This is a genomic window from Niabella aquatica, assembly GCF_054779315.1.
In genome coordinates this window covers 54613-80044 of sequence record NZ_BAAGYM010000003.1, presented here as the reverse complement: position 1 = coordinate 80044, position 25432 = coordinate 54613, and the positions used below count along the sequence as shown (strand labels likewise).

The window sequence follows — 25432 nt, the reverse complement described above, 5'->3', positions numbered from 1 at the left end:
ATAACACGCAAAGTTATTGCAAGGTTGAAGCATGGAAAAGCAGTACCGGGTTTATTATTAAAACATAGTTGCAGAAAGCATAATTATTAATGCAATGAGGTTGCGATTGAATCGCCCCTGCTTGTCACTAGGGGACGATAATAGAGCAAATCCGGGGCGTCCTCGCCCCGGGTAGAAGATTTTTATGGTAAAGATATCAGTTGACGGTACGCATTAGGCCCGTACCTCCTGTGCGCATACTCCCTGCCCATAAAATAGCCCCACATTTCTATAAGGTCCGTACCTTCTACACCGAAATTAAAATAACCTGCCATAACATTATAAAACGGGCGGCAGTACTACTTTCGAAACACAGTCGCCCGTTTTTTTATTTAGACACTATGTCGGCATCGGTGATGGTTATTGTGCATTGCATTTTTACTCCTTTGCTTCTGTTTCCTGATTCAGAATATATCCATCGGCTTTTATCATTTATATCAAAAGCTAATTTAGAGGGTGGTTCTTTCAATATCTTTGCTCCCAATGAGTCAATATTTAATGGATATGCGCAATCTTTGTTAGTCCAGTATCCTCCGGTAGCCCCTCCGCTACCCGTAAAAAATACCGCCTTTGTATTTGATTTAACGAAAACGCTATCATTAGGACTATGGGTGTTGTTTATTTTTTCATATGCTACTATCCATATATCTGCACTGGAATTATTTTGAATAGTTTGCCTGTACTCTGAACCTGGATCACAGCCTATGAAGGCAATCACAAACAATAGTATAAGTATATTTTTTTTCACGACTTTATTTTTTAGTATCCATAATCATTTCTCAATAAATTAAAATTTACTTCTGTATTGCCTGAAGGTAAATAATTCTGAAGTTTATTCATCAATACAGTTGGCGAAGTGGTGCTTCCATCCATTTGATTATAAATGGTAGGGATAGAATAATTACTTATTGTATCTCGTATTCCACCGCTTTCTGCTAAACTTCTTGGATTCCCGTTATTATAAGCATTATCATCAAGTAAATCAGGTAAATAACCGGATGGTATATGAGTCCAATCGAAACTACGTCTTTCACTTCCTGCATACCAGCTATTGGCAAATGATGTAGTGCCGGGGAAACTAAAAGCAATTAAACTACTATGCGCATTAGGCCCGTACCTCCTGTGCGCATACTCCCTGCCCATAAAGTAGCCCCACACTTATATAAGATCGGTGCGTTCTACACCGGGTTTAAAATAGTCAGTCATAATATTATAAAACGAGCGGAGGCACTACTTTTGCAACACTGCCGCCCGTTTTTTTATTTGGGTACTATGTCGGCATCGGTGATGCGCACCCTACACTGGACATGATATCCTTTCGATTTGTTTCCAGAACGAAAATATTGATATACGTCTTTGTTATTTAAATCAATTTGTAGTTTTAAATCAGGCCTTCCAATAATAATAATACCAATAGAATCGTATGGCGGATAACATCCAGTAACATAGTCTTCGGGAAAAATTTTAGCAATAATGCTTTCAAATCCACTTTTTATTGTAAAACTGTCAACAGGGGTATATGTTGAAGAACCTTGATACCCTGTTATTTGAACGTTATATTGAGATTTATTTTCAACAACTACCTCATGCGTTCCTGATTTCGTACATCCATATAAGAAGAAAAGAACACCAAACATTAAAATAATCTTCATGACTAATCGGTTTTTAATACCCATAATAAGAGCGAAGTAAATTAAAATTGGCAATATTGTTCCCGTCATTTGAAGGTATTTGATCCGCAAGTTTATTCATTAGTATAGTCGGGCTTGTTGTGCTTCCATCAAGAAATCCATATATGGATGCAATCTTAAAATTACTAATGCTATCAATTGCAACTGAAGGGTTTTCTACCAGCGATCTTTGAGTGTTATACATGTTGTTATCAAGTATATCGTTCAAAAAGTAAGATGGAATATGCACCCAATCAAATAATCGCCGATTCGTACCACCATTTTCACCGGCTGCATACCAGCTATTCTCAAATGTTGGTGCGCCAGGGTTAGTAAAAAAAGAAGTTATTGGGCTATGTGCATTAGGCCCATACCTCCTGTGCGCATACTCCCTGCCCATAAAGTAGCCCCACATTTCTATAAGATCGGTACGTTCTACGCCGGGGTCGCCTGCGTTGCCATAAATATTGCCGCTGCCCACCCCGTAATTTGCAATAAACCTGATGTTTTCAATCCACATTTCAGTGGTTGTTTTTCGGTAATGGCTGGCATGGGCAAACTCGTGGTACGCTGTTTCTTTTATTTTATCGGTAGCAAAATCGGCCGAAGAGGTTCCGTCATATTTGTAGCCAATGATAATATCAGGCGCGCTGGGTGCCAGTATGCCGCCCAGGCCGCCTACGCGGGTGTTTAAATAATTGCCTATCGCCGCGGCGTCCCACACATTCCTGCTTTTTAAATCGTGCAGCATAGGTGCAGAGGCAGCCTCGGCAAAACAGGTTACTAATATTTTAATATTATCAGGCGGCGGCAGTATGCCATCCTGCGCTGCATACTCATCAAAATCATACAAAGCATTGTTTACGGTAGCCGCTACATATTGCTTGGTGCCTTCATCGTCTATTCCTGTTTGCCTGTCGTAATGCACATCTGCATTGTTCATACGATCAGCAATATTACCCCATATATGTAATAATGGTTTTGTGTACTGATAGGGAACTGTCCTGTTAAGACCTCTTATTTCTTTCCTGTCGCTCTTGAAAATCACATTCAAAATTACAGGCAGCAGGCTTGGCGGAGCAAAAGGCCTTGGAATTTTATATCCTCTTATAGCGCCCGTGGCTTTAAAGCAGCCATAACGGTTGGTGTAGGCTATCACCCGCTGGCCATTGGGGCCTAATACTTCAATTCTTACATCAGCTACCCCTTCACGCGCTCCGCTGCCCCACTGGGTTTCCTCAACGGTTATTCTGCCGCTTGGGTAATTATCGTCTGTATTCATGACGCAACCGTTAAAAGAAACGGTGTTGGGCATGGGCCGGTCCTCGGCCGGCCTCAATGGTGACTGGGGAGAAGTGGGTGGTTCGGCAGGTGGCGGGGCATCATCGCAAATACTTGAGGGATTTTCATAATCATTGGGATCGGCCCAGGGATCGCAGGGCATGGGTGTAAGGTCGTGCAAGGGGGAGCGGGGAAGAGTTGCACCATCGCTCATGAGGGGTATTTTGCCGGTTTTGCCGGCAACTGCATAGGCAGCCGCTACTCCGGCAGTTTCGGGCATCAGCATCATTACCGTATCCAGTATCTCGTAAGGACAGTCTGGCAACGCCTTGCTTATCGGTAAAAATGTATATAATGTACTGTAATCAGGGTTGCTCACATCTAAAGAATCTGTTGCCAGGGGTAGGGATAGGTAGGGATCTTCTTTTCTTCTATAGCATTAATATGCTCCTGCGTAACAGGTTTAAATCTTACATATAAATGAGACGGTATAATTTGTTCTTCGCCGCCATTTACCGAGCGGGCATGTGTAAGCTTCCGCAGGTTGGAGAGGCTAAATACAAAATCCCCTTTCCGGCAATCACCGCTTTTTGCAGCAGCCGGCTGAGGTTCGGGTTGGGAGGTCTCTGCTTTTTTGCAGGAAACCGCGACCGAGAGCAAGACGATTGCTGTGAGGATAGCTGTTAGTTTTTTCATGAATGGTTATCAATTTAAAAAATATACTGTGTTTGTAATCAGTAGTTGAAAAGCTGCTGCAAAGGTAAGTGGGTAAAGATTGCCCAAAGGGGGTATTTTCCCCGTATTTTTTATGAGCATATTAAATAAAACAGAGACATTTAGAGGATGCCCCGCACTTATAATGCCCATAGGATAATTTTGTGCATGGAAGCTTCTCAGATGCCATGGAGTTATACAGGTATATCTGTGCAGTTCTGTGAGAGGCATTACTGTAAACGTAAGCCTACTTTTTGTCTTACATAGCGGATCTGTAACGCTGCATGGCAGCAAAATTATTTCAACGCTATCTTTTCCCCTACAGGGTGGCTGGCTTTATAGGTGGTGCCTAATAAAGAGGCTATGGTTTGCGCCATCTGCCGGGTGTAATACTGTGCATCGGTCTTTACTTCACCTTTTGCCGGTAATCCGGGAGCCATTACCATGAACCATGTTTCGTTAGCGCCTTTGATACTGCTGCCGTGGCTGGTCCACTGGCTTTTAACCGCATCGCCCCGGCCATGATCGGTAGTAATGAATAAAGCGGTTTTGTTTTTATAAACAGGATCAGATTGTATATAATTCCATATTTCGGCCAGCCATTTATCCACTTGCCGGGCAGCATCCAGGTAGCTGCGGTACATGGCATGATGCGCCCACTCATCTGTTTCGCCATAGCCAATAAACAGTACTTTAGGTTTTTTGCTTTTCAGGTATTCCATAGCTGCATAATGCGTAAATACATCAAGGCATTCCCCGTCTTTCCAGGGGCGATAAGAATTGAGCAGCATTTGGTTGATGAGTTGTTGTCGGGAGGTAAGGTTACCATTTACGGTATCAAAAGCGCTGAATACCGGCAGGCCGCTGCGCTGCTGGTTGAGAATCCTGTCAAAAGCTTCCCAGGCGCCAAAAGCTGCTATTTTATTTCTGAATTTAGGTTGCGTATTTAAAAACTCCAGCAATGTAGTATTGGGGTTGGGCTTATAATTATTAGAATTAACTGCAGGGTCGGCATAGCCGGTAAATATTTCGCTGTAGCCGGGATAGCTGAACCAGTAAGGATTCGTGACATCTACTTTATTGCCCGCATGGCGGTTACCGTAAATACTTCCTTTGGTTACAATAGTATTCCATACAAAAGGCATCAGTTTTTTTCGGCTTTCTGAAGGATCGGCATTCCAATAGGTTGTATAAATATAAGCGCTGTCTCCTTCATTAAAGCGTCGGTTGTTGGCAATAGCAGTATCTGCTCCTGCAAACAGCTCCTGCCAGCGATAGCCATCAGTGGTCACAATAATCATATTTTCTACCTGTGCATGAGCTATATTTTTCATTACCAAAATGCACGTAATAAGTAAGAGTTTATTTTTCATTGGGAACAAATTTAGAAAATCGTTTGAATGAAAGTATGAAATAGTATTTAGCCCGGCTCATTCAATCGTTTGCACAAAAAAATACGGCTTCAATCAGGCAATACAATACCTTTGCGGGCTACTCATTTAATAAAATTTACAATTATGGATTTCAGGATTGAAAAAGACACGATGGGAGAAGTGAAAGTACCTGCTGCTGCATTTTACGGCGCCCAGACTCAGCGTTCTGTTGAGAACTTTAAGATTGCGCAGGACATTAATAAAATGCCAAAAGAAATTATCAGGGCCTTTGCCTATTTAAAGAAGGCCGCTGCCATAGCCAATCAAAAAGCTAAAGTGCTGCCGAAGCAAAAAAGCGCGCTGATCGGTAAAGTATGCGATGAAATCCTGGAAGGAAAACTAGACAATGAGTTTCCTTTGGTGGTATGGCAAACCGGCAGCGGTACACAAAGCAATATGAATGTGAACGAGGTGATCGCCTACCGCGGCCATGTATTGAATGGCGGTAAGCTTACGGATAAGGAGAAAACTTTACATCCGAATGATGATGTGAATAAAAGCCAGAGCAGTAACGATACTTTCCCTACTGCTATGCACATAGCAGCGTATAAGATACTGGCAGAAGTGACGATACCCGGTATTGAAAAACTGCGCGATACCCTGAAGAAGAAAAGTAAGCAGTTCATGAAAGTGGTAAAGATCGGCCGTACCCACTTTATGGATGCCACACCTTTAACCCTGGGACAGGAAATAAGCGGTTATGTATCCCAGCTCGATCATGGATTGAAAGCCATTAAAAACACATTGCCACACCTTAGTGAACTTGCTTTGGGCGGAACAGCCGTAGGTACTGGTATTAACACACCCGAGGGTTATGACGTAAGCGTGGCTGCTGAAATTGCGAAGCTTACTAAACTTCCGTTTAGAACCGCAGATAATAAGTTTGAGGCTCTGGCTGCGCATGACGCGATAGTAGAAGCACATGGGGCATTAAAAACAGTAGCGGTTAGCCTGATGAAGATTGCCAACGACATCCGTATGCTGAGCAGCGGGCCCCGAAGTGGCATAGGCGAAATCTTTATTCCTGATAATGAACCGGGATCGTCCATTATGCCGGGTAAAGTAAATCCTACCCAGTGCGAGGCATTGACCATGATCGTTGCCCAGGTATTGGGTAATGATGTAGCTATTAACATAGGGGGCGCTAACGGGCATTTTGAGCTGAATGTATTTAAACCGGTAATAATCGCTAACTTTTTACAGAGTGCCCGGCTGATCGGTGACGGATGTGTTTCGTTCAATGATAAATGTGCCGTAGGGATTGAGCCGATACAGGCAAATATTAAAAAGCATGTAGACAACTCGCTGATGCTGGTTACGGCACTGAATACAAAAATAGGTTATTATAAAGCGGCCGAAATTGCACAGAAAGCGCATAAAGAGGGAACCACGCTGAAAGAGATGGCGTTAAAGCTGGGCTATCTTACGGATAAAGAATTTGACGAATGGGTAGTGCCTGCTAAGATGGTAGGTAAGATATAACAGCGCTGCACATAGGATTTCATTCATTATCAGCCACGAATGCACAGAAAAGATGTGTGTTCGTGGCTTTTCAATTCAACCCTGTCAGCATTAAACGCCTTGGTTCAATACACCTGTAATGATCTTACAGGCCGTTCTTATTTCCTCTTCAGTAATAGTAAGCGGCGGGCAGATGCGTAAACAATTCGATGCAAATAAGAACCAGTCTGTAACAGCGCCATTGGCAATAATAGCATCAATCACTTTTTTGTTGGTATCGAAATCTTCAAATTCCACGGCCATTAGTAAACCATAACTCCGTACCGCTTTAATCTGTTCGTGTTGTAATAGAGCCATAAAGAGCTGCTCTTTTTGAGGAACGGCCTCCAAAAGCCGCTCTCCTGTTAATACTTGCAGCGCTGCAAGGCCCGCGGCACAGCAAACAGGGTGGCCTCCAAAAGTAGTAATATGCCCCAACACCGGGTTGTCTGCCAGCTCCATCATCAGGGCTTTATCTGCCACAAAAGCCCCTAAGGGCATGCCTCCGCCTAATGCTTTCCCTAATAATATTATTTCAGGAATTATATCAAAATGCTCAAACCCCCACAGCTTACCGGTTCTTCCAAACCCCGTTTGTATTTCATCCAGTATTAAAAGGGTACCTGTTTCAGTACATTTTTTTCTTACAGCCTGTAACCAGCTTTTACCAGGTGCTATAACGCCTGCTTCGGCCTGTACGGTTTCTAAAATAACACAGGCGGTATCGGTATCAATGGCATTTACGAGTTCCTGGCTGTTATAGGGCAGATGCAAAATGGCCGGCAATAGTGGTCTGAAAGCATTGCGCCAGTATTCGCTGCCCATAATACTGAGGGCGCCCTGTGTTGAGCCATGATAAGAGTTTTCGCAGGCGATGATTTTGGTGCGGTTGGTAGCACGCTTGGCCAGCTTCATAGCGCCTTCCACTGCTTCGGCACCGGAATTGGTAAAGTAAACCGCGTTAAGCGACGCCGGTAAATATGCGGCCAGCTTAGTGGCATACTGTACCTGCGGCGTTTCCACAAATTCTCCGTACACCATAATGTGCATATAGGCATCTAATTGCTGGTGTATAGCCTCCAGCACTTTAGGATGGCGGTGCCCTGTATTGGCCACGCTAATGCCGCCGATCAGGTCAATATAAGGTTTGCCCTTGCTGTCGGTAAGAGTGCAACCCTCTGCTTTAACAATTTCAATAGCTAAAGGCGCGGCAGATGTTTGTGCCACGTGTCTTAAAAAAAGTTCCCGCTGGTTCATTCTGTGGCGAAGGTAAGCGGTTTGGGAATATAGTCGGATGTGCGAAGGGCGGAAGGTTCGGAAGTCTGAAAGCAACCCTGCACTTTACAACTAATTGGCATACGGGCATTAACATTAGCACATTATCAAATGAGCGAATTGGTTCATTACAATTATTTTTGCCGCATGAAGATTATTCCCTTATCCGAAGGCAGCTTTACTGTTGATGCCTCTAAAAAATTTGTTCCCTTTAAATTAAGCGAGGATGAGATAACAGACCGTGGCCGGGGCAGCCTGCTGGTAGAGATCCAGCCTTTTGTGGTTATAACGAGCGAAGATGTTATTTTGCTGGATACAGGCCTCGGGCTTACAGATGAAGAGGGGCGCTTTCAGCTGTATAAAAACCTGCAGGATAATGGCATTAATGCCGGTGATGTTACCAGGGTTATTATGAGCCATCTGCATAAAGACCATGCGGGAGGATTGATAAATCCCTATACAAAGCATCTGGCTTTTGAAAATGCCATTTATGATATACAAAAGCAGGAGCTCGACTATGCTTTTGAAGCAGGAACCTCGTACGATACGGATATCCTTGAATTTTTACGCTCCGCAGAGCATATAGTGCTGCAGGAAGCAGAAAAGGGAACCATAGCAGAGGGAATCAGCTACGAGGTCACAGGCGCACATTCAAAGTTTCACCGGGTTATATGGATTAAAGAAGGAGATGAAACTGTTTTTTTTGGGGCTGACGATGCGCCCCAGCTTTCGCAGATGAAAACCCGTTTTGCTGCCAAGTATGATTACAATGGGAAAAAAGCCATGCAGTTAAGAGAGCAATGGATGCGCGAGGGTAGCGGTTGGCAGTTCCTGTTTTATCATGATTTAAAAACACCTGTAAAACAGTTGGTTGGCTAAAAAGAAGTTTAAAAAAAGAAAAAAGGCCTGCCCTAAAAAGAGCTGGCCGTTGCTAACCTATGAAAAACACCAAGTGCAAATTTAGGAAATACATTAATAGAAAAAAAATTATTAGAAATAAAAGGTGAAACATTAATGAATTTTTTTTTCGCCGTCTCTCTGCCTGAGCTCCTCCCTTACCTTTCGCCTGAAGCTTTGCTCGCTCGCAAAAAAAGAGTTCGCCCGTTGCAGCCCAATGATGCCGGCCATCTGTTTGCGGGAAGATATTTTCAGGTCCAGGATCTTCTGTTCACGTTCCAGCGGGTCGCTGTAGGCGATGGCAATTTTTTTTCTTTCTTCAAGATAATCTTTTATCAAAGGCCGCATCTGGTCTGCCTCTGCGGGTTTTAGGTCCAGCGTCTGGCTAACATATTGAAAGAATATCTTGTCAATTTTTGACGGCTTTTTTTGCTGTGCATGAGCCGGGCAATACACGCTCAAAAAAGAGATAGCAACGAATAATATGTTTTTTATTTTTCTCATTTTTTATTAAAAGAGCTCACTGCCGGAACCGGTATTTTCGTTTAGAAAGCTGTGAAGTTCCTGGTTGCTTATTTCCATAAAAAGTTGATCATTGTCAACAATATTTTTTTTGTTCTCATTATAGAAAGAAGATTTTGATGCCTCTTCGGCAAAATCTTTAAGCTCAAGGCTGCTTAAGCTCTCTACAGTAGCTATTGAAATACTGGCATCAGCAGCAGCATCTTTCCTGCCGGAATATTCTATGGTTCCCCACGTTACCAGAACTGCAACAACAGCTGCTGCAGCTATTTTATACCATTTTTTTAAAGAAAAAACACGGGCTGCAGGTACACCGGTGATTTTACCCGTAATGATTTTCTCCAGCTCCTGGAAATAACCTTCCGGTACCTGAAAAACAGGTTCTTTTGATATCCCCTTCAATAATACACCTTCATTTATGTTTTCAATGCCATCCCGGGTTCTTTTAAGAAGGCGTTCACTGAACCTTTCAAAATAATTTTCCGGTATTTTATAGGGCGTGTTTGCTGCAGCCTTGCCCTCTTTACGTAATATTTTTAATATATGCGTTTTGTCATCCATCTTTCTATCTGAGACAAAAAGGGTTTAAGAAAGTTTAATGATTCAAAATATAGTGTTCTATTTTTTTGGCGGCATGGTGGTAACTTGCCTTTAAGGCACCTACCGAAACCGCTAATATTTCACTCATTTCGCTGTATGGCATATTATCGAAATAGCGCAGGCTGAAAACAAGCTTTTGTTGTTCGGGAAGCGTTTGTATGGCCAGTTGCAGCTTCCATTCCAGCCGTGAGGCATCGAAATATTCATCCGCTTTTATGGTATCTTCCAGGCTCACAACAAATGCTGAGGATCTGGCTTTCTTTAGTTTGTTCAGGTGCGTGATGCTTTCGTTGCTGGCAATACGGTACAACCAGGTAAACAATTTGCTTTCTTCCCTGAAATTATCCAGCCCGTTCCACATTTTTATAAAAACATTTTGTAATACATCATCAGCATCATTATGCCCGACTACCAGGCGGCGTATATGCCAGTATAGTTTTTCTTTATATTTGTCAACTATTTTTGAAAAAGCGCTGTGTTTCGTACCTGGGTTACGAAAAAGTGATAGAAGTTCATCGTCGGGAATATGCTGCGCCTTCATTAAAAATTGTATATGACTTTAAAAACAGGATAAGGTTTAACCAATGATCTTTACAAATAGTAAAAAATAAGCCCGCACTTCAGCGCGGGCTTATTATATTATATCAGATGTAAACTTTTTATGCTTTTTTGCGGGCCATAACTTTTTCGGCGGCGGCAATAATATCTGAAACATCCATGCCGTACTTTTTCAGGAGTTCTTTAGGTGTTCCGCTTTCTCCGAAAGTATCTTTAGTGCCAACATACTCAATAGGAACAGGGAAGTTTTTAGCAGCACATTGGGCGATAGCATCTCCCAGGCCGCCAATAATATTATGTTCTTCAGCGGTTACCGCACATTTTGTCTTTTGGATAGAACTGATCACAGCGGCTTCATCCAGGGGTTTGATGGTATGTATATTGATCACTTCCACGCTGATGCCCTTCGCTTCCAGCTCGGCACCGGCCTGTATAGCGTTCCAAACCAGGTGGCCGCAGGCAAAAATAGAAATATCGGTGCCCTCTGAAAAATATTGGGCCTTGCCTATCTGGAAATCTTCCTCATTGGTAAAAATAGGCCAGCTGGGACGGCCAAAACGCAGGTAAACAGGCCCTTGAAATTCGGCAATAGCCTTGGTGGCCGCCTTGGTTTGTGTGTAGTCGCAAGGAACGATTACGGTCATGCCGGGCAACATTTTCATCATGCCAATATCTTCCAGGATCTGGTGGGTAGCGCCATCTTCACCCAGGGTTACACCGGCATGCGATGCGCAGATCTTAACGTTTTTTCCACTATAGGCGATGGATTGGCGTATCTGATCATACACCCGTCCTGTGCTAAAGTTAGCGAACGTAGTAGTAAAAGGTATTTTACCGCCGATGGCCAACCCGGAGGCTACGCCCATCATGTTGGCTTCGCCAATGCCACACTGGATGAACCTTTCGGGAAACTCTTTAATAAACTGGTTTAACTTCATCGAGCCCAGCAAATCGGCTGTAAGCGCTACTATATTTTCATTCTTCCTGGCAGCTTCTGCAATGCCGTCTCCAAACCCGCTGCGGGTGTCTTTACTTCCTGTTGATTGGATATCTTTTAAAGCCATCTTTTATTGGTTTAAAAATTTTGTTATTCCGGCAAACGTACTGAAAAAAACCCAATCCATTAAAAGTGATATCTGGTGAAAAATGAATAAATACATGGCTGGAAATGCTATTTGAAGCATCCGCGTTTCGGGCTTATTAATCAATCGCCCTGGCGGTTAAGTTAAAAAATAAAAATAGCAGGAACTTTCTGGCAAATAAAGCACAGTGAATTTCAATTTATACATAATTGCAGAAAAAATTATAGATGATACCCCAGGAGTTTTTTAAATACAATATTTATGAACCGGGAGGTAGAAGTCTGCACAAAATAATGCCGGGTGATCATTCATTAAAAATTCTGTTAATAATAAGTTTATCCCCAAAAATAGCCTGAATTGTGCTTTTGCTTTGTTACTTTCGGGTAATTTCTCCACCTTTGCCAACACAATTTTGAATATATAGCAGAATGGGACTTTTTAACTGGTTTACACAGGAAATAGCAATGGATCTGGGTACAGCAAATACCCTTATTATACATAATGAAGAAGTGGCTGTAAATGAGCCAAGTATAGTAGCATTAAACCGTAATAACCCTAAAGAGGTTTTAGCAGTAGGGAAACGTGCATTGATGATGCACGAAAAAACACATGAAAGCATCCGGACCGTAAGACCTTTAAAGGATGGCGTCATTGCAGACTTTAACGCTGCCGAGTTAATGATAAGAGAGCTGATTAAGCTGGTGTATCCTAAAAAACCCCTGTTCCCGCCTAGCTGGAGGATGATGATCTGTATTCCTTCCTCCATTACCGAGGTGGAAAAGCGTGCTGTTAGGGATAGTGCAGAGCAGGCAGGCGCCAAAGAAGTGTACCTCATTCATGAGCCTATGGCTGCAGCATTAGGTATTGGTATTGATGTGGAAGAGCCTATTGGCAATATGATTATTGATATAGGCGGTGGTACTACCGGTATTACGGTAATAGCGCTCGCTGGTATTGTATGTGATCAGAGCATACGCATTGCCGGCGATGAGTTTACAGCAGATATTATGGAAGCACTGAGGAGGTATCACAGCCTCCTGATAGGTGAGCGTACGGCTGAACAGATCAAAATACAGATCGGCGCCGCTATGAAAGACCTGGATAACCCACCGGATGATATTCCTGTAAACGGCCGTGACCTGGTTACGGGTATTCCCAAGCAAATTATGGTAAGCTACCAGGAAGTAGCCGAGGCGCTGGATAAGAGCATCTTTAAAATTGAAGAAGCTATTTTAAAGGCGCTTGAACAAACACCTCCTGAACTGGCGAGCGATATTTATCGCCGGGGCTTATATCTTACCGGTGGTGGGGCTTTATTGAGAGGCCTGGATAAAAGATTGAGCCAGAAGATAAAGCTTCCTGTTCATATTGCTGACGACCCGCTTAAAAGTGTGGTAAGAGGTACGGGCATCGCGTTACAGAATTACGACAGGTACCCGTTTGTGATGAGATAACAGGGATGACAGTTGATAAATGACTGATGAAAGGACAAGCGAGAAACACTGCCAACTGTCAACCGTTCGCTGTCAACTAATATTTCAATAGCCAATATTCAATCATTCGGTGCGTAATATTTTTTTATTCATCCGGCGTTTTTCAGTATTCATTCTGTTCCTGGTATTACAGATCATCTCCCTGTATTTTCTTTTTACGTACAACCGTTCTCACCGGGCAAAAGGATTAGGTTTTGCAGGAGGGATCACTTCCTACTTCAATAATAAATACAATGCGCTGGAGGATTTTTTTACCATGCAGGAAGAGAACCGGCGTGTGCACCGGCTGAATGATTCGCTGATGAACCTGCTGAGTGCCAATTTTGTACCTGTTGATTCGGGTACAACAATAGTGCGCGATTCGCTTACGAAGGATACTTCGGGGAGAATGCGGCAGTATATCTGGAGAAGTGCACAGGTTTTATATTCCACTGCCGGAAGCGATAAAAACTACCTGCAGATCAACCGCGGAAGCAGCTCCGGTATTGCAGATGATATGGGTGTTTTTAGTTCGAATGGAGGATTAGTGGGTAAGGTAATTAATACCGGTAAAAATTTCAGCGAAGTAATGAGCCTGTTAAACGTAATGAACAAACTGAATGTGCAAATGAAAAGAACAGGCAGCGCGGGTACCTTAACCTGGGATGGTAAGTCGCCCCGGGAGCTCACTTTATTCAATATACCCAAAACTGATTCTGTTAGAAAAGGCGATACAATAGTTACCGGTAATTTTTCATTGAGCTTCCCACCCGGAAAAATGGTAGGCACCGTTTCTACGGTGCTGAGAGATAAAAGCAGCAATTTCTTTATCTTAAAAATAAAACCTGCTGCCAATTTAACCGATATGCAGCAGGTGTTTGTAGTAGAAAATGTAAACTATAATGAGCTGCAATCACTGAACAGGGAAACACAGGATATGGTAGATAAAAAAGGAGGAAGCAAATGAGCGACCTGGTAAGAAATATCATACGCTTTATACTGTTTGTTTTCTTACAGGTATATGTACTTAACGTAATACCGAATTTGCATCAGTTGATAACGCCCTATATTTATTTCCTGTTTATTTTATGGCTGCCCTTTTATATAAAAAAAGGATGGGTGCTGGTGTTGGGCTTTTTGCTGGGTATGAGTGTGGATTATTATACCATGACGCCCGGCCTGCATGCAGCAGCCTGTGTGCTGGTTGCTTTCCTGAGGCCCTTTATCATTAACCTTTTTGCACCTAAGGATTCGACAGAATTTAGTTATAAAGAGCCTTCTCCTAAAGCTATGGGCTGGAATGCTTACCTGCTCTATGCTTTGATACTTTCGTTCTGCCATAATTTTTATCTGTTGTTGCTGGAATGGCTTTCTTTTGGGTCGTTTATCCACTTTCTGATGAAGATTATTATTACAACTGCTATAAGCATGTTAATGATCCTCATTGCAGAGCTTATCTTCCCGAGAAAGCTAAAGTTCAGGTCTAATACGGCTTAAAAGAAGTGCCGGCTAAATAATTTTCTGCTTAATCGCCTTTGCTACCGCCTCGTTCATAGAGTTTACCTGTAGCTTTTCGTACACTTTCCTGATATATTGCCTTACTGTATTGATAGATATGGACAGGTCGGCTCCTATCATTTTATAGCTGTTGCCGCTTACCAATGATCGCAAAATGTCTTTCTCCCGGTTGGTTAGATGATAGTCCGGGTTCGGCATGTTTTTAATAGCGCTGAAATTTTCCAGTACTTTACGGGCAATGAACGGGCTCATGGGCGAACCGCCATCCATTACATCTTTTATAGCGTCCACAATTTTTTCTGGGGCGGACTTTTTTAGCATGTAGCCCTTGGCGCCCAGGCAAATGCTTTCAAACACATTTTGGTCATCTTCAAAAACAGTCAGCATGATTACCGGAACATGTGGCTGGTTTTTTATTATTGCCCTCAAACCATAAAAGCCATTTGCTTCGGGCATGTCAATATCCATCAGTACCACATCGGGTTGGTGAAATTGCATTATTTTCTCAACTTGCAGGCAGTTCTCCCAACCTCCCACGCATTGTACTCCTTCCGCGGTATTAAGAAACATTTCAAGCTGTTCTCTTAGCAATATATTATCTTCAAAAAGGGCGACTTTGATCATGGCCGGTTATTTATACAAAATAAACATTTTGAAGCGACGATCGTAATAACATGATTATGCGTAGGGCAATTGCACATGAATTGCTGTTCCCTGCCCATTGCTTTCCAGCAAAAAGCTGCCTCCATGTTTTTCGGCCCGTGCTTTCATATTTCTCAGCCCGTTTCCGTTTAGGGCAGTTGGCTGCGTAAAGCCAGTGCCGTTGTCTTGTATGTTCAGGATGATATTTTTATCCTGTTTTTCTAACTCAATTCCTGCTTTCTCTGCTTTTGAGTATTTGGCAAGATTATTTACAGCTTCTTTAAAAATGAGGTAAAGATCCCTGCGTTTTTCTGTGGATAGTTTTATGCTTTCAAGTGTGCCGTTAATATTGAAATGATAAGAAATATTTTGCGGTTCCAGCACATTGGCTGCAAACTCCTTCATTTTAACAGCGATTTGACTGAAACCATCATTATCAGGGTTCATGCTCCATACAATATCGCTGATATTTTCCATTACCTGTTGCGTATTGACTTTGATCTTTTCTATTTGCTTTTTAGGCTCGGTTTCTGATTTCAACTGGTTGATGGCAGCATAGGATAACAGGTTAATAGCCGTAAGTGTACTGCCTACCTCATCATGTAGCTCGGCAGATATGCGGCTTCTTTCTTTAAGCAACAGGTTTTTTTGCTCAATTTTCTTTTTTAATAATATGCGGTTCAGCATAAAAGCGAATATGAGAAGCGTTCCGACCAATGAGGCGATGATAAGGTTACGTTTCAACCGTTCGTTTTGAAGCCGTTCTTCTTTAATAAGGCCTTCCTGGTCCGCGATCTTTTTTTGCTGCTGAAGATTTTTTATTTCTGCTTCGCCGAGGCTGAGGGATCTTGCCTGCTGCTCAATTTGCAGCTTGCTGATGAGCTTGTCCTGTGTGAGCGCGTGTATCTCATTTTCCTTTTGCGCCGCTTCTATAAGATTACCTTTTATCAGCGCGTTCTTTTTTTCTAATTCCAGTTGCTGAATTTTTTGTTCCGTAGCCAGCCGGTCTATCTCGGCCTGTTTCTTTTCGGTTTGGTACTGCACTTCCAGCTCATTAAAATCTTTTTTTGACTTTTCATTCACAAGGCTGTCTTTGTAAGCATGGAATTTTTCAAGGAAAGGATAGGCTTTTGCTTTGTCGTTTTTCACCTGGGAATAATAAAAATTCTGCGAGGCATACCAGTCGCGCAGGGCGTCTTTATCGCCATCTTTCGCCGCCATGGTGTAGCTTTCATCGTAATAGCGGTTCATTAGCTCCTCATTTCCCGTGTAGCCGGCAAACATGGCGCCTACCCTGATATAGCGGTGCAGCTTAGGCTGATTGATTTTTTTGCCCTCGGCGATGGCCTGCTCCATATATTTCAGTGCATTCGGGCGGTCTTTTTTTGCGTGGTATACCATTGCCATATCCACCAGGCTGATGAATTTTGTTTCCTTTTTTGCAGACCGCGGAGCGTATTCGGCAGATTGAGAAAAATAACGGATGGCACTGTCGGTGTCGCCGCGCTGCTGGTACATCCGTGCCAGGTTGCTCAATTGCACGGTAAGCTCTTCGTAGTCTTTTTGTTTTTTCATAGCGGCTATGCCCTTTTGGGCATAATCAATGGCGCGTTCTTTTTCAGCCATCAGGAAGGAAGTGTTCGCCAGTTCGCCGTACAGTTGCCCGGCTGTTGCTTCATCGCCCAGCTGGTCGTAAATACGCAGGGCTTTCAGCAAACAGGAGTTGGCTTGTACATACTGCGAATTTTTGGCTTTCAACTGGCCGTAGAGATACCAGATTTCTGCCAGTACGGGCAGGTAGTCGGGTGTGTTTCCGGCAAGATAAATGCCTTCATCCAGCAAGCGGAACGCTTCGGGATAGTTTTTTCCCCGGGACTGATGCCAGGTTGCCTTTAGTTTCAGCAGGTGCAGTTTCAGTATATTTTGACGAACCGCATCCCGTGTTTTCAACTTTTCTATTTCTGCCCAGTTGGGTTCGTGTGCGGCAAAATCTCCTTTCTCTATGGCATAATGGGTTTTCTTTATCAGCGACAGCGCGGCGGCAAAAACATTTTGCTCCTTCACCGATTGTGCATATAACGCATCCAGCGCCTGCACCGATTTTTCGTGCTCAAACTGCCGGTGGTATTGCCTTGCCTCATCTAATTTTTTCTCCAGGTAGCGGTCGTTCACCGTTTGTGAAACGGCAAAAGAGTGGATGAAAAAGAATAGGAAAAGTAAGTAACGGGCCATTGTTCCTGATATAAATTATATTCTATAAAGTTAAGCGAAAGCCTTCGCCAAAAGGTGAAAGATTTGGTATGGAATGATACATTAAATGAAAGTACTTCAAAACGTTTCTCTTGATAACCCATATCATATTTCAATATTAGAGAGATTTAAAGTCGGACTTCAAATTTGTTCGAAAATGATATCAGCACTATAATTTTTGATTTATTCCTTGAGCAGTATAAACCCAAAATCAGGTAGTGCTTTATCCCTACGCATTATTATGCTATATGAGGTCAATGCTGCAATTAGAAACTTTGTAGTGATTATAAAACTACAAGATGCTCAACAAAATTATTTTACTGCTAATGTTTTGTGCTATTACACCACAGCTTTACGCGCAAAGCCGTACAAGGGCGCAGGAAGAAAAAGACCGCAAACGGCTGGATTCTTTATGCAGAAAAAATCCGGCGCTTTGTGCGGCTTACGGAGCGCTCGTGGGCGGCAATTCTGTTTTCAGGAATTTAGAAGAAAAAAGCCTGAAGCCCAAAGAATACCATTGCTTCAACAAGAAAATTACCTATTCCGGTTTAATTAATAACAAACCTGTCGTGGGATGCTATTATATCAGTACGCAACACGGGTTAGTGGCCAAACGGGAAGATAAAAACAATAGCTGCAAGCCTTTGATGGATTTCGACATCGGGTACAACCTGAGCATTTTCTCCATGCGTGGCGAAGCCTACACTTTTCAGATTGACAGCAAAAAGAACCGTCTTTTTATGGCTACGCCGGCATTGCAGGATTTGTCGGGCATCAGCACCACTTTTGAAATCCGCAACAGGTATCTTCTGGAAAATGATATTGCCGAAAAACAGTCGGACAACAATTACCCTACACATATTTATACGATTAAGGAAACAGCGCAGCCTGCCATTTATTATCTTTTAGCGCCTTATAAAGCATCGCAGATCCCGGTGCACAATTACTTGGGCATGTACGGAACCGGCTACTACAAAGACGAGTACGGTAACACAATCCTGTGCCTGACAATGGACGCCGACCCGCAGAATTATATCCGTATAGATAAGGTTAAGGATGTGAACGAATGTTTTGACGGCAGCTCTTTTGAAAATGTGGCGGATGAAAGAGGTAATGCCGAAAGGGAAATTTCGGAAAGGAACAGGCTGAATTTAGACAACCGGGCGAACCGCTTAGGCACCGATGAAAGCTGTAATGCCAAAAGAGAATTGATAGCGCTGGAAAGAAAAATGCAGGAAAAATCGGACAAGGCCACACAGCTTGCCCAAAGCGGCAACATATCTTCCCCGGCTGCTATGAAAACGCTGATGGAAGGCAACGATGTGTTGGATGAAGTGCAAAAGCACAAGCTGAAGCTGCAAATAAAAATCTGCGAAAACAACGATATGATAGCCTCACCCAACACATCGCCCGAAACCAGGGCAAAATACCAGGCAGAAATAGGATGCCTAAACAGCTCCATCAACCAGTTGAACAGACTCAAAAACGACATCAATGCGGTGGGAAACACCAACGCCAAAAACCTTGGCAAAGCCGTTGCCGAAAAAAACCGTGTGTACATTAGCGGCATCAACAATATAGACCTCGGCTGCAATGCCAACCGCAACGGCAACATAAAATCCAGGCCTGAGGTTAAAAACCCATCAACGCTGAATATTAAAGAACTTATCAGGAAAAAGCGTGGTTGATTACTACGCATTATTATCAGATACCGCTACATAAGATAAACGAATGAATTTATACCAGGCGTTTTAAACTAATAGAATCATGAAAACAGCAAAAACCTTATCCCTATTATTATGTTTTGCATTGTCTTTTATTGCTTGTAAAAAGGATAAACCCGACAACCACAAAAACTATCTTACCAAAATCACTACAAGCGCATCTGTTATCAGCTTTACTTATAACAGCGAGGGCAGGCTGGTAAAGGAAGAAACGGCATATACTTCCGTGCCATGGCCCACACGCTTTGTCGAATATTCCCTCTTCAATGCACAGGGGCTCCCGCAGCGGGCAACGCATTACAACGCTTCCGATCCCGGAAATAAAATGTACCAGGAATCCGAATACGATAGCCAGAACCGCATCACAAAGCGCACATCCTTATTCAACGAAGGAGGTACGCTTGTGGTATTCAGATATGCTACTTTTACTTATTCGGGCAACCTGGTTATAAGGCGGTACTACGACAATGTAGGGGTACTGATAGACTGGTCGGAGTACAGTTACGACAACAGCGGTAACCTTATTTTCCAGCGTAATTACAACGAAAGCGGTGTGCAGATGTCCCGTGTGGATTACACATCCTACGACGACAAGCGTTCCTATAAAGAATTTATAAGTCCTTTCTCGGACTGGAAGCTGGAGATCGCGAAAAATAACCCACTGAGCAGCACCGCTACTTTCCCGGCATCCGGTGGCGGCAGCAGCAGTTTTAACTATACGTATGCCCACGAGTACAATCAGGACGGCTATGTAACCAAAAGCACGGAAACTCTTGAGGGCGTCAGCACTACGGTAACTTATGAATACGAAAAACGGTAAAAAACCTCCCCTAACCCCTCCGAAGGAAGAAGCTTTTAGACCACTTTAAACAAAAGAACAAATGAAAACAATAAAAACCTTATCACTGTTCATCTGCCTTACATTTGCTTTCACGGCTTGTAAGAAAGACAAAGCGGAGCAGCGCAAAACCTATTTGGCTAAGCTAACCAACAGCAACGGTATCACTACTTTTGCCTACAACGCCGCGAACAGGCTGGTTTCCACCACCTTTACGGCTACAGACGGAACGGTAACTACGCAAACCTATTCGGATTTCAATGCGGCAGGCCTGCCCACAAAATCAACCATCGTTCAGGCAGGAGAAACCACCACAAAAGAAATGGAATACGACGGGCAGAACCGCCTTACTAAAATCACGGTCCGGGAAGCGGGCGCCATCTACAAAACCGTCGAATATATCTATACTGCCCACACGATGGAGTTCAGCAATTACCATTCTTCGGGCGGTCTTTGGGGAAGATTTGTATACAATTTCAATGCACAGGGCAATATTTCGGGTTATGACGTGTATGGGGCGGACAATACACTAACGGACAGGATAACCTGCAATGCCTACGACAACAAAAAATCTTTGAAGGAGTTTTATTACCACGAGGATACCAGACCTTTTACGAGTTTCAGCACCAACAACATAACGGACTATCAATCTGTCTCAAGCAATACGGGAGAAACCATCACATTTACCCACACACACGAATACAACACGGACGGCTATCCTACCAGGAGAACATTAAAAATAATGCCCTCCGGCTTTGAAACAACGGTGACTTATGAATACGAAAAACGATAAAATCTGAAAATTATGAACACGACAAAAATCCTATCCCTATTAATCTGCCTCTCCTCGCTTTTCGGCTGTCGCAAGAACGATGACAACGACAACCGGAAAACCTACCTTACTGTATACCGGCACGGCTCGGGACATATAGCATATACTTATGACGATGACGGCAGGCTGACGGGCGAAACCGACATAAACGCAAGAGGTGAAACCGATGTACACCGCACTTACCGGCAGTTCAACGCTGCCGGAATGCCCGAAAGAATAGATTTTAGTTTTCCCGGGAGCCCCTCGCATAAGCCTTATCTCCTTATCGAGTACGACGGCAACGCAAGGCCGGTAAAAATAACCAACTACGCTACCGATGGCACAGCAGGCCCTTACGATACCTTTACTTATCTTACAGGCAGGATTGAATACCGTACTTACAACTTCAGCGGTGCAGAACAGCGTTCGGGCATATATACATTGGACAACGCGGGAAATCTACTCTCCGTAGTTTATTCAGCTCCCGATGCTATAAGTAACTGGAGGCTTGTCTTTACCGGGTATGACAATAAAAAAGCGCCGGTTCATCCGTACAAATACCTGGCTATCGCCCTGAATGAAGCCCCTAACTTTTTCTCTGTAAACAACTACACCGGCTACGAAGCCTACTATGGCACTACGCTGGACGCCCGGTATTCCTGTACCCACACCTATAACCAACAAGGATATGCAACAGGCAGGGTTACGACCGATCTCATCTCGAATGTGGCTTTGGAAGAGTTTTTTGAATATGTAGAACGATAAAAAAAGAATAGTCACGAAGGAACGAAGTCACAAAGAACCTAGTGCCTTCGTGTCCCTGCCTACCGAGGGCAGGTTTGTGGCAGAAATCAAAAAAATCACAGCTCAGACAACATTGAACCTTAAACTTTAAACAGAAATAATGCAAACAATAACAAGATACCTCTGCCTCCTTGCCCTGCTGTTCTACTTCGGCAGTGCTAACGCGCAGTTTATAAAGGGGCTGGGCGATAAAGCCAAAGGAGCCGCCGAACGCACCGTAGAAAGGCGTGTGGAAAGAGAAACTTCTCAAAAAACCGATGAAGCCATAGATGGAGTATTGAAAGGTAAGAAGAATAAAAAAGGAAAAAAGCAGGAAACGCGGGAGGCGGAAGATACCGGCGAAAGCGATGGCGGCCATGCGGTTTCGCAAAACGGCAAGGGAAAAACAAGCGCGAACCACAATAGCGATTTCGAGCCGGGCAACAAGGTGCTGGTATCCGAAAATTTTGAACGCGATGCCATCGGCGATTTCCCGGCACAATGGAACACCGATGCTTCGGGAAAAATTGTAACCCTTTCTGGTTCCGCTGTAAAATGGATGGAACTTTCCACTCCCGGGGTTTTCCTGCTGGAAACTGCAAAGCAACTGCCCGAAAATTTCACGCTGGAGTTTGACCTCTATGTGCCGTCGTCTTTCTCTTATTACGACTACCCTTTGTGGATAGCCTTTGCTGATATGAAAAACAAAAACGATTTTTTCATTTGGGAAAAGTATAAAGAAAAACGCGGCAAAGACAAGCGCAACGGCGTATTGCTCATGCTGCATCCGCAGGAAGAAGGCGGTAAAAAACTGGGTTACAGCGAATATGAGATTTGGACGAACAGCGAAAAATCCGCCGCAAACAAAATAAAATCGTTAAGCGCGTTTAATGTAAACAGTAATCAAATCAAAGTACAGGTATGGCGGCAACAACAGCGATTACGGGTTTACCTGGATGGCGAGAAAATATGGGATCTGCCCAGAGCTTTTGAAGCCGGCAAAAACCTGAATACGTTATTGTTCAGCCGTTACGAGGCAAAGGAAGGAAACTGTTTTTATATTTCAAATATTCGCCTGGCTTCTTCCGTAGAAGATGCGCGTTCCAAAATCCTGAAAGAAGGAAAATATTCTACCAACGCTATTCTGTTCAGCACCAATTCATCTGCCATCCTGCCGCCATCCGCCGCACCCCTCAAAGAAATAGCGGATATTTTAAAAGAAAATCCGTCCTTAAAACTGACCATTGTCGGCCATACCGACAACATTGGCAAAAAGGAAAGCAATCTTACGCTATCCAAACAAAGAGCTGCGTCTGTGAAAAACGAATTGGTGGGAGTGTATGGCATCGCGGCTAACCGCCTGAATACCGATGGCAAAGGCGATACCGAGCCTGTGGCTGATAATGCTATACCCGAAGGCAGATCTCAAAACAGGAGAGTGGAATTTCTGCGGAAGTGAGGGCAAGGCTAAACCGCAGGTTTAAGGTATGCCGAACGGAACAGAAAATCAAAAAAGTTAGTTTGTGAGGATGTAAATAAAAAGAAATGATTTTTCAAAATTGGTTGACAGGTGGCCCGGCGTAATAACCCGGGCCTTTTTAGTACTGCTTTAAGTAAACCTTAAAAAAATATCTGGAAAATTAGTGCTACCACAAATTACTCTCTGTACTTTTACAAATTAATTGAATTACACTTTATAAGTTCCCCGATTTTTTTTATGTCCGTATTCAATCAGAGTAGAAGTTATATCATACGAGCCATTTTCCTGCTGGTGTTTCTGGTGATCCTGGGGCAGTTGGTCAACCTGCAGATTTTTGGCAGAAAATATCATCAGCTGGCAAGGGATAATGCTGTTTTTGCCAAAATAGTATACCCCGAAAGGGGAATTATTTTCGATAGAAAAGGCCGTCCCATTCTTAATAATACTATTATGTTTGACTTAATGGTAACACCGGCGGAAGTTAAGAATATTGACACGCTGGCTTTTTGCAGGCTGATGAACATTGACACTGCAGAGTTTCGCCAGCGGATAGTAGAAGCCATTATCAAGAATTCCCGTGTACGGCCTTCTATTTTTATCTCATTGCTTACGCCCCAAATGCAGGCCAGGTTCGAGGAAAACAGCTGGCGGTTTAATGGTTTCAACCTGCAGGCCAGGCCGGTAAGAACCTATCCTTCAAATGTAGGAGCGCAGGTGCTGGGTTATATCGGGGAAGTGAGCCCGGCCGAAATTGAGCGGTCTTCCAAGTATTACCGGATGGGAGATTATATTGGAAAGAACGGGTTAGAGCGTACTTATGAATCAGTATTAATGGGGCAGCGGGGCGTGGAGTACATGATAAAAGATAACAAGAACCGCCTGGTAGGGCATTTTGAAAATGGTGAGTTTGATACTACGGCTATTGCCGGTCGTGGTTTGAAAACTTATATTGATGTGGATTTACAGGCTCTGGCTGAAAAATTGCTTACAGACAAGGTAGGTGGTGTAGTGGCTATTGACCCCAAAACCGGTGGTATCCTGGCTATGGCTTCGGGCCCCACTTTTAACCCTAACGACCTGACCGGCCCCGATTTCAAGCGTAACTTTTTTAAACTGGATTCTTTGTATGCGGCCCCGTTATTCAATCGTGCCATTAAGGGGCAATATCCTCCCGGCTCTACTTTTAAGCCCATCGGAGGTTTGGTAGCATTAGATCAGGGAGTGATTACTCCTTCTTTCGGTTATCCTTGCGGAGGCCGATATTATGGTTGTGGCTCGGGTAAGCCAGCCTGCACCCACGCAGGAGGGGGACACGCAGCCAATTTAAGGCTGGCAACCGCTAATTCCTGCAACTCCTACTTTACAGATATCTACCGAAAAACAGTGGACAATCCTAAATATGGTAATGTGAAAAAGGGATATGAGGTATGGAGGGAATACATGCATAAGTTTGGATTAGGGGTAAGACTGGGAGTGGATCTGCCAAGCGAAGACCCGGGAAATATTTCTTCTGTAGCAAGGTATGATAAACAATATAACGGCAGCTGGAACTCATGCACCAATCTTACGTTAGGAATAGGACAGGACCAGATGACCGCCACGCCGCTGCAATTGGCCAATGCCATGTGTATTATTGCCAACAGGGGGTATTTTTATACGCCACATTTTGTGGATAGCATTGAGAACGAAACAATAGCAGATACCGCTATTATGGGCAGGTACAGAACCAGGCACGAGGTGCTGACCCATATTTCTGACACTGCCTACCAGGCCATTTTTAATGGTATGGAAGATGTGGTACGGGTGGGTACTGCGCGAACGGCAGCTATTCCCGGCATTGCCGTATGTGCAAAAACAGGAACGGCAGAAAACTATCATAAAGGGGTAAAGCAGCAGAATCACTCTGTATTTGTTTGTTTTGCCCCAAAAGAGAATCCTAAAATAGCTATTGGCATCGTAGTGCAGAATGGCGGCTATGGCGCTACATGGGCAGGAAGAATGTCGAGAATATTGATGGAACAATACCTGCTGGATAGCTTAACTCCTAAAAGCAAGGCCGATCTTGAGCAGATATCAAAAACAAAACTGATACCCGCTTATTTTGCCCGCGAACAGTATATAAAAGATTCCACCACCTCCGCCTATTGGGCCGGGATAAGAAGGGACAGCACGAATTACAGGAAATACTTAAAAGGGAATACACCGGTAAAAAAAGACAGTATGAAAAGAGACAGCGGCCTGAAAACCGCCAAAGTTCCCGGCAATAAAAAAGATGTGGAAAGAAAGGAATACTGGGCAATTATTGACAATAAAAAATACACGCACAAAGCAGGGAATATTTAG

General features: G+C 43.5%; 25 protein-coding genes. 11 read left to right on the top strand and 14 right to left on the bottom strand.

What is annotated here, in order from left to right; translation table 11 throughout:
* Positions 1 to 182: 182 nt before the first annotated feature.
* The 7 genes from ACYVBM_RS01860 to ACYVBM_RS01830 form a co-directional block, all read right to left on the bottom strand.
* A complete protein-coding gene (locus tag ACYVBM_RS01860; RefSeq protein WP_460683909.1) occupies positions 183 to 314 on the bottom strand; it encodes a hypothetical protein in 132 nt (43 codons plus the stop codon).
* A 53-nt stretch (positions 315 to 367) separates the two neighbouring features.
* On the bottom strand, positions 368 to 787 hold the full coding sequence (locus ACYVBM_RS01855; RefSeq protein WP_460683908.1) for a hypothetical protein: 420 nt from the start codon (positions 785 to 787) through the stop codon (positions 368 to 370).
* An 11-nt stretch (positions 788 to 798) separates the two neighbouring features.
* Positions 799 to 1182 (bottom strand): hypothetical protein, encoded by a 384-nt coding sequence (locus ACYVBM_RS01850; protein ID WP_460683907.1) that lies wholly within the window; start codon positions 1180 to 1182, stop codon positions 799 to 801.
* A gap of 116 nt (positions 1183 to 1298) precedes the next feature.
* Positions 1299 to 1691: a hypothetical protein gene (locus ACYVBM_RS01845; protein WP_460683906.1), complete on the bottom strand. Its 393-nt coding sequence runs from the start codon at positions 1689 to 1691 to the stop codon at positions 1299 to 1301.
* 13 nt (positions 1692 to 1704) lie between these two features.
* Positions 1705 to 3369: a hypothetical protein gene (locus tag ACYVBM_RS01840; protein WP_460683905.1), complete on the bottom strand. Its 1665-nt coding sequence runs from the start codon at positions 3367 to 3369 to the stop codon at positions 1705 to 1707.
* Between the two features lie 2 nt (positions 3370 to 3371).
* Positions 3372 to 3686, bottom strand: a complete 315-nt coding sequence (locus ACYVBM_RS01835) for a hypothetical protein (protein WP_460683904.1) — start codon at positions 3684 to 3686, stop codon at positions 3372 to 3374.
* A 314-nt stretch (positions 3687 to 4000) separates the two neighbouring features.
* Positions 4001 to 5077, bottom strand: coding sequence for a sulfatase-like hydrolase/transferase (locus tag ACYVBM_RS01830; protein ID WP_460683903.1), 1077 nt, complete (start codon positions 5075 to 5077; stop codon positions 4001 to 4003).
* A gap of 144 nt (positions 5078 to 5221) precedes the next feature.
* Between ACYVBM_RS01830 and fumC the strand changes: the two genes are divergently transcribed.
* Positions 5222 to 6619: a class II fumarate hydratase gene (fumC, locus tag ACYVBM_RS01825; RefSeq protein ID WP_460683902.1), complete on the top strand. Its 1398-nt coding sequence runs from the start codon at positions 5222 to 5224 to the stop codon at positions 6617 to 6619.
* A 90-nt stretch (positions 6620 to 6709) separates the two neighbouring features.
* On the opposite strand, the gene ACYVBM_RS01820 is transcribed toward fumC, so the two are convergent.
* Complete coding sequence (locus ACYVBM_RS01820) at positions 6710 to 7894, bottom strand: aspartate aminotransferase family protein (protein WP_460683901.1); 1185 nt, start codon at positions 7892 to 7894, stop codon at positions 6710 to 6712.
* A 129-nt stretch (positions 7895 to 8023) separates the two neighbouring features.
* On the opposite strand from ACYVBM_RS01820, the gene ACYVBM_RS01815 reads away from it, so the two are divergent.
* Positions 8024 to 8791 carry an MBL fold metallo-hydrolase gene (locus tag ACYVBM_RS01815; RefSeq protein ID WP_460683900.1) on the top strand — a complete coding sequence of 256 codons (768 nt, stop codon included), beginning with the start codon at positions 8024 to 8026 and terminating at the stop codon, positions 8789 to 8791.
* Between the two features lie 132 nt (positions 8792 to 8923).
* Here ACYVBM_RS01815 and ACYVBM_RS01810 read toward each other — a convergent pair whose 3' ends face one another.
* The 4 genes from ACYVBM_RS01810 to ACYVBM_RS01795 all read right to left on the bottom strand — a co-directional run bounded on the left by ACYVBM_RS01810 (position 8924) and on the right by ACYVBM_RS01795 (position 11553).
* Entirely contained in the window at positions 8924 to 9313 is a 390-nt protein-coding gene (locus ACYVBM_RS01810) for a hypothetical protein (protein WP_460683899.1), read from the bottom strand.
* Positions 9314 to 9319: 6 nt separating this feature from the next.
* A complete protein-coding gene (locus ACYVBM_RS01805) occupies positions 9320 to 9892 on the bottom strand; it encodes a hypothetical protein (protein ID WP_460683898.1) in 573 nt (190 codons plus the stop codon).
* A gap of 34 nt (positions 9893 to 9926) precedes the next feature.
* A complete protein-coding gene (locus ACYVBM_RS01800; RefSeq protein WP_460683897.1) occupies positions 9927 to 10472 on the bottom strand; it encodes an RNA polymerase sigma factor in 546 nt (181 codons plus the stop codon).
* Between the two features lie 118 nt (positions 10473 to 10590).
* Positions 10591 to 11553 carry a transketolase family protein gene (locus ACYVBM_RS01795; RefSeq protein ID WP_460683896.1) on the bottom strand — a complete coding sequence of 321 codons (963 nt, stop codon included), beginning with the start codon at positions 11551 to 11553 and terminating at the stop codon, positions 10591 to 10593.
* Positions 11554 to 11999: 446 nt separating this feature from the next.
* On the opposite strand from ACYVBM_RS01795, the gene ACYVBM_RS01790 reads away from it, so the two are divergent.
* The 3 genes from ACYVBM_RS01790 to ACYVBM_RS01780 all read left to right on the top strand — a co-directional run bounded on the left by ACYVBM_RS01790 (position 12000) and on the right by ACYVBM_RS01780 (position 14540).
* Entirely contained in the window at positions 12000 to 13025 is a 1026-nt protein-coding gene (locus ACYVBM_RS01790) for a rod shape-determining protein (RefSeq protein ID WP_460683895.1), read from the top strand.
* Between the two features lie 109 nt (positions 13026 to 13134).
* On the top strand, positions 13135 to 14010 hold the full coding sequence (gene mreC, locus ACYVBM_RS01785; RefSeq protein ID WP_460683894.1) for a rod shape-determining protein MreC: 876 nt from the start codon (positions 13135 to 13137) through the stop codon (positions 14008 to 14010).
* A complete protein-coding gene (locus ACYVBM_RS01780) occupies positions 14007 to 14540 on the top strand; it encodes a rod shape-determining protein MreD (protein WP_460683893.1) in 534 nt (177 codons plus the stop codon). Before mreC ends, ACYVBM_RS01780 begins: the two co-directional genes overlap by 4 nt.
* Before the next feature lie 12 nt (positions 14541 to 14552).
* Here the strand turns inward: ACYVBM_RS01780 and ACYVBM_RS01775 are convergent, their stop codons facing one another.
* Both ACYVBM_RS01775 and ACYVBM_RS01770 read right to left on the bottom strand, forming a co-directional pair.
* On the bottom strand, positions 14553 to 15185 hold the full coding sequence (locus ACYVBM_RS01775) for a response regulator (protein ID WP_460683892.1): 633 nt from the start codon (positions 15183 to 15185) through the stop codon (positions 14553 to 14555).
* 54 nt (positions 15186 to 15239) lie between these two features.
* On the bottom strand, positions 15240 to 17435 hold the full coding sequence (locus tag ACYVBM_RS01770) for a tetratricopeptide repeat protein (RefSeq protein ID WP_460683891.1): 2196 nt from the start codon (positions 17433 to 17435) through the stop codon (positions 15240 to 15242).
* Positions 17436 to 17752: 317 nt separating this feature from the next.
* Here ACYVBM_RS01770 and ACYVBM_RS01765 point away from each other — a divergent pair, with 317 nt between their 5' ends.
* From ACYVBM_RS01765 to mrdA, 6 genes are all read left to right on the top strand, one after another.
* Complete coding sequence (locus ACYVBM_RS01765; RefSeq protein ID WP_460683890.1) at positions 17753 to 19141, top strand: hypothetical protein; 1389 nt, start codon at positions 17753 to 17755, stop codon at positions 19139 to 19141.
* A gap of 79 nt (positions 19142 to 19220) precedes the next feature.
* Entirely contained in the window at positions 19221 to 19997 is a 777-nt protein-coding gene (locus ACYVBM_RS01760; RefSeq protein WP_460683889.1) for a hypothetical protein, read from the top strand.
* A 61-nt stretch (positions 19998 to 20058) separates the two neighbouring features.
* Positions 20059 to 20808, top strand: coding sequence for a hypothetical protein (locus tag ACYVBM_RS01755; RefSeq protein ID WP_460683888.1), 750 nt, complete (start codon positions 20059 to 20061; stop codon positions 20806 to 20808).
* 12 nt (positions 20809 to 20820) lie between these two features.
* Positions 20821 to 21591, top strand: coding sequence for a hypothetical protein (locus ACYVBM_RS01750; protein ID WP_460683887.1), 771 nt, complete (start codon positions 20821 to 20823; stop codon positions 21589 to 21591).
* Between the two features lie 139 nt (positions 21592 to 21730).
* A complete protein-coding gene (locus ACYVBM_RS01745) occupies positions 21731 to 23068 on the top strand; it encodes an OmpA family protein (protein WP_460683886.1) in 1338 nt (445 codons plus the stop codon).
* Positions 23069 to 23326: 258 nt separating this feature from the next.
* Positions 23327 to 25432 carry a penicillin-binding protein 2 gene (gene mrdA / locus ACYVBM_RS01740; RefSeq protein WP_460683885.1) on the top strand — a complete coding sequence of 702 codons (2106 nt, stop codon included), beginning with the start codon at positions 23327 to 23329 and terminating at the stop codon, positions 25430 to 25432.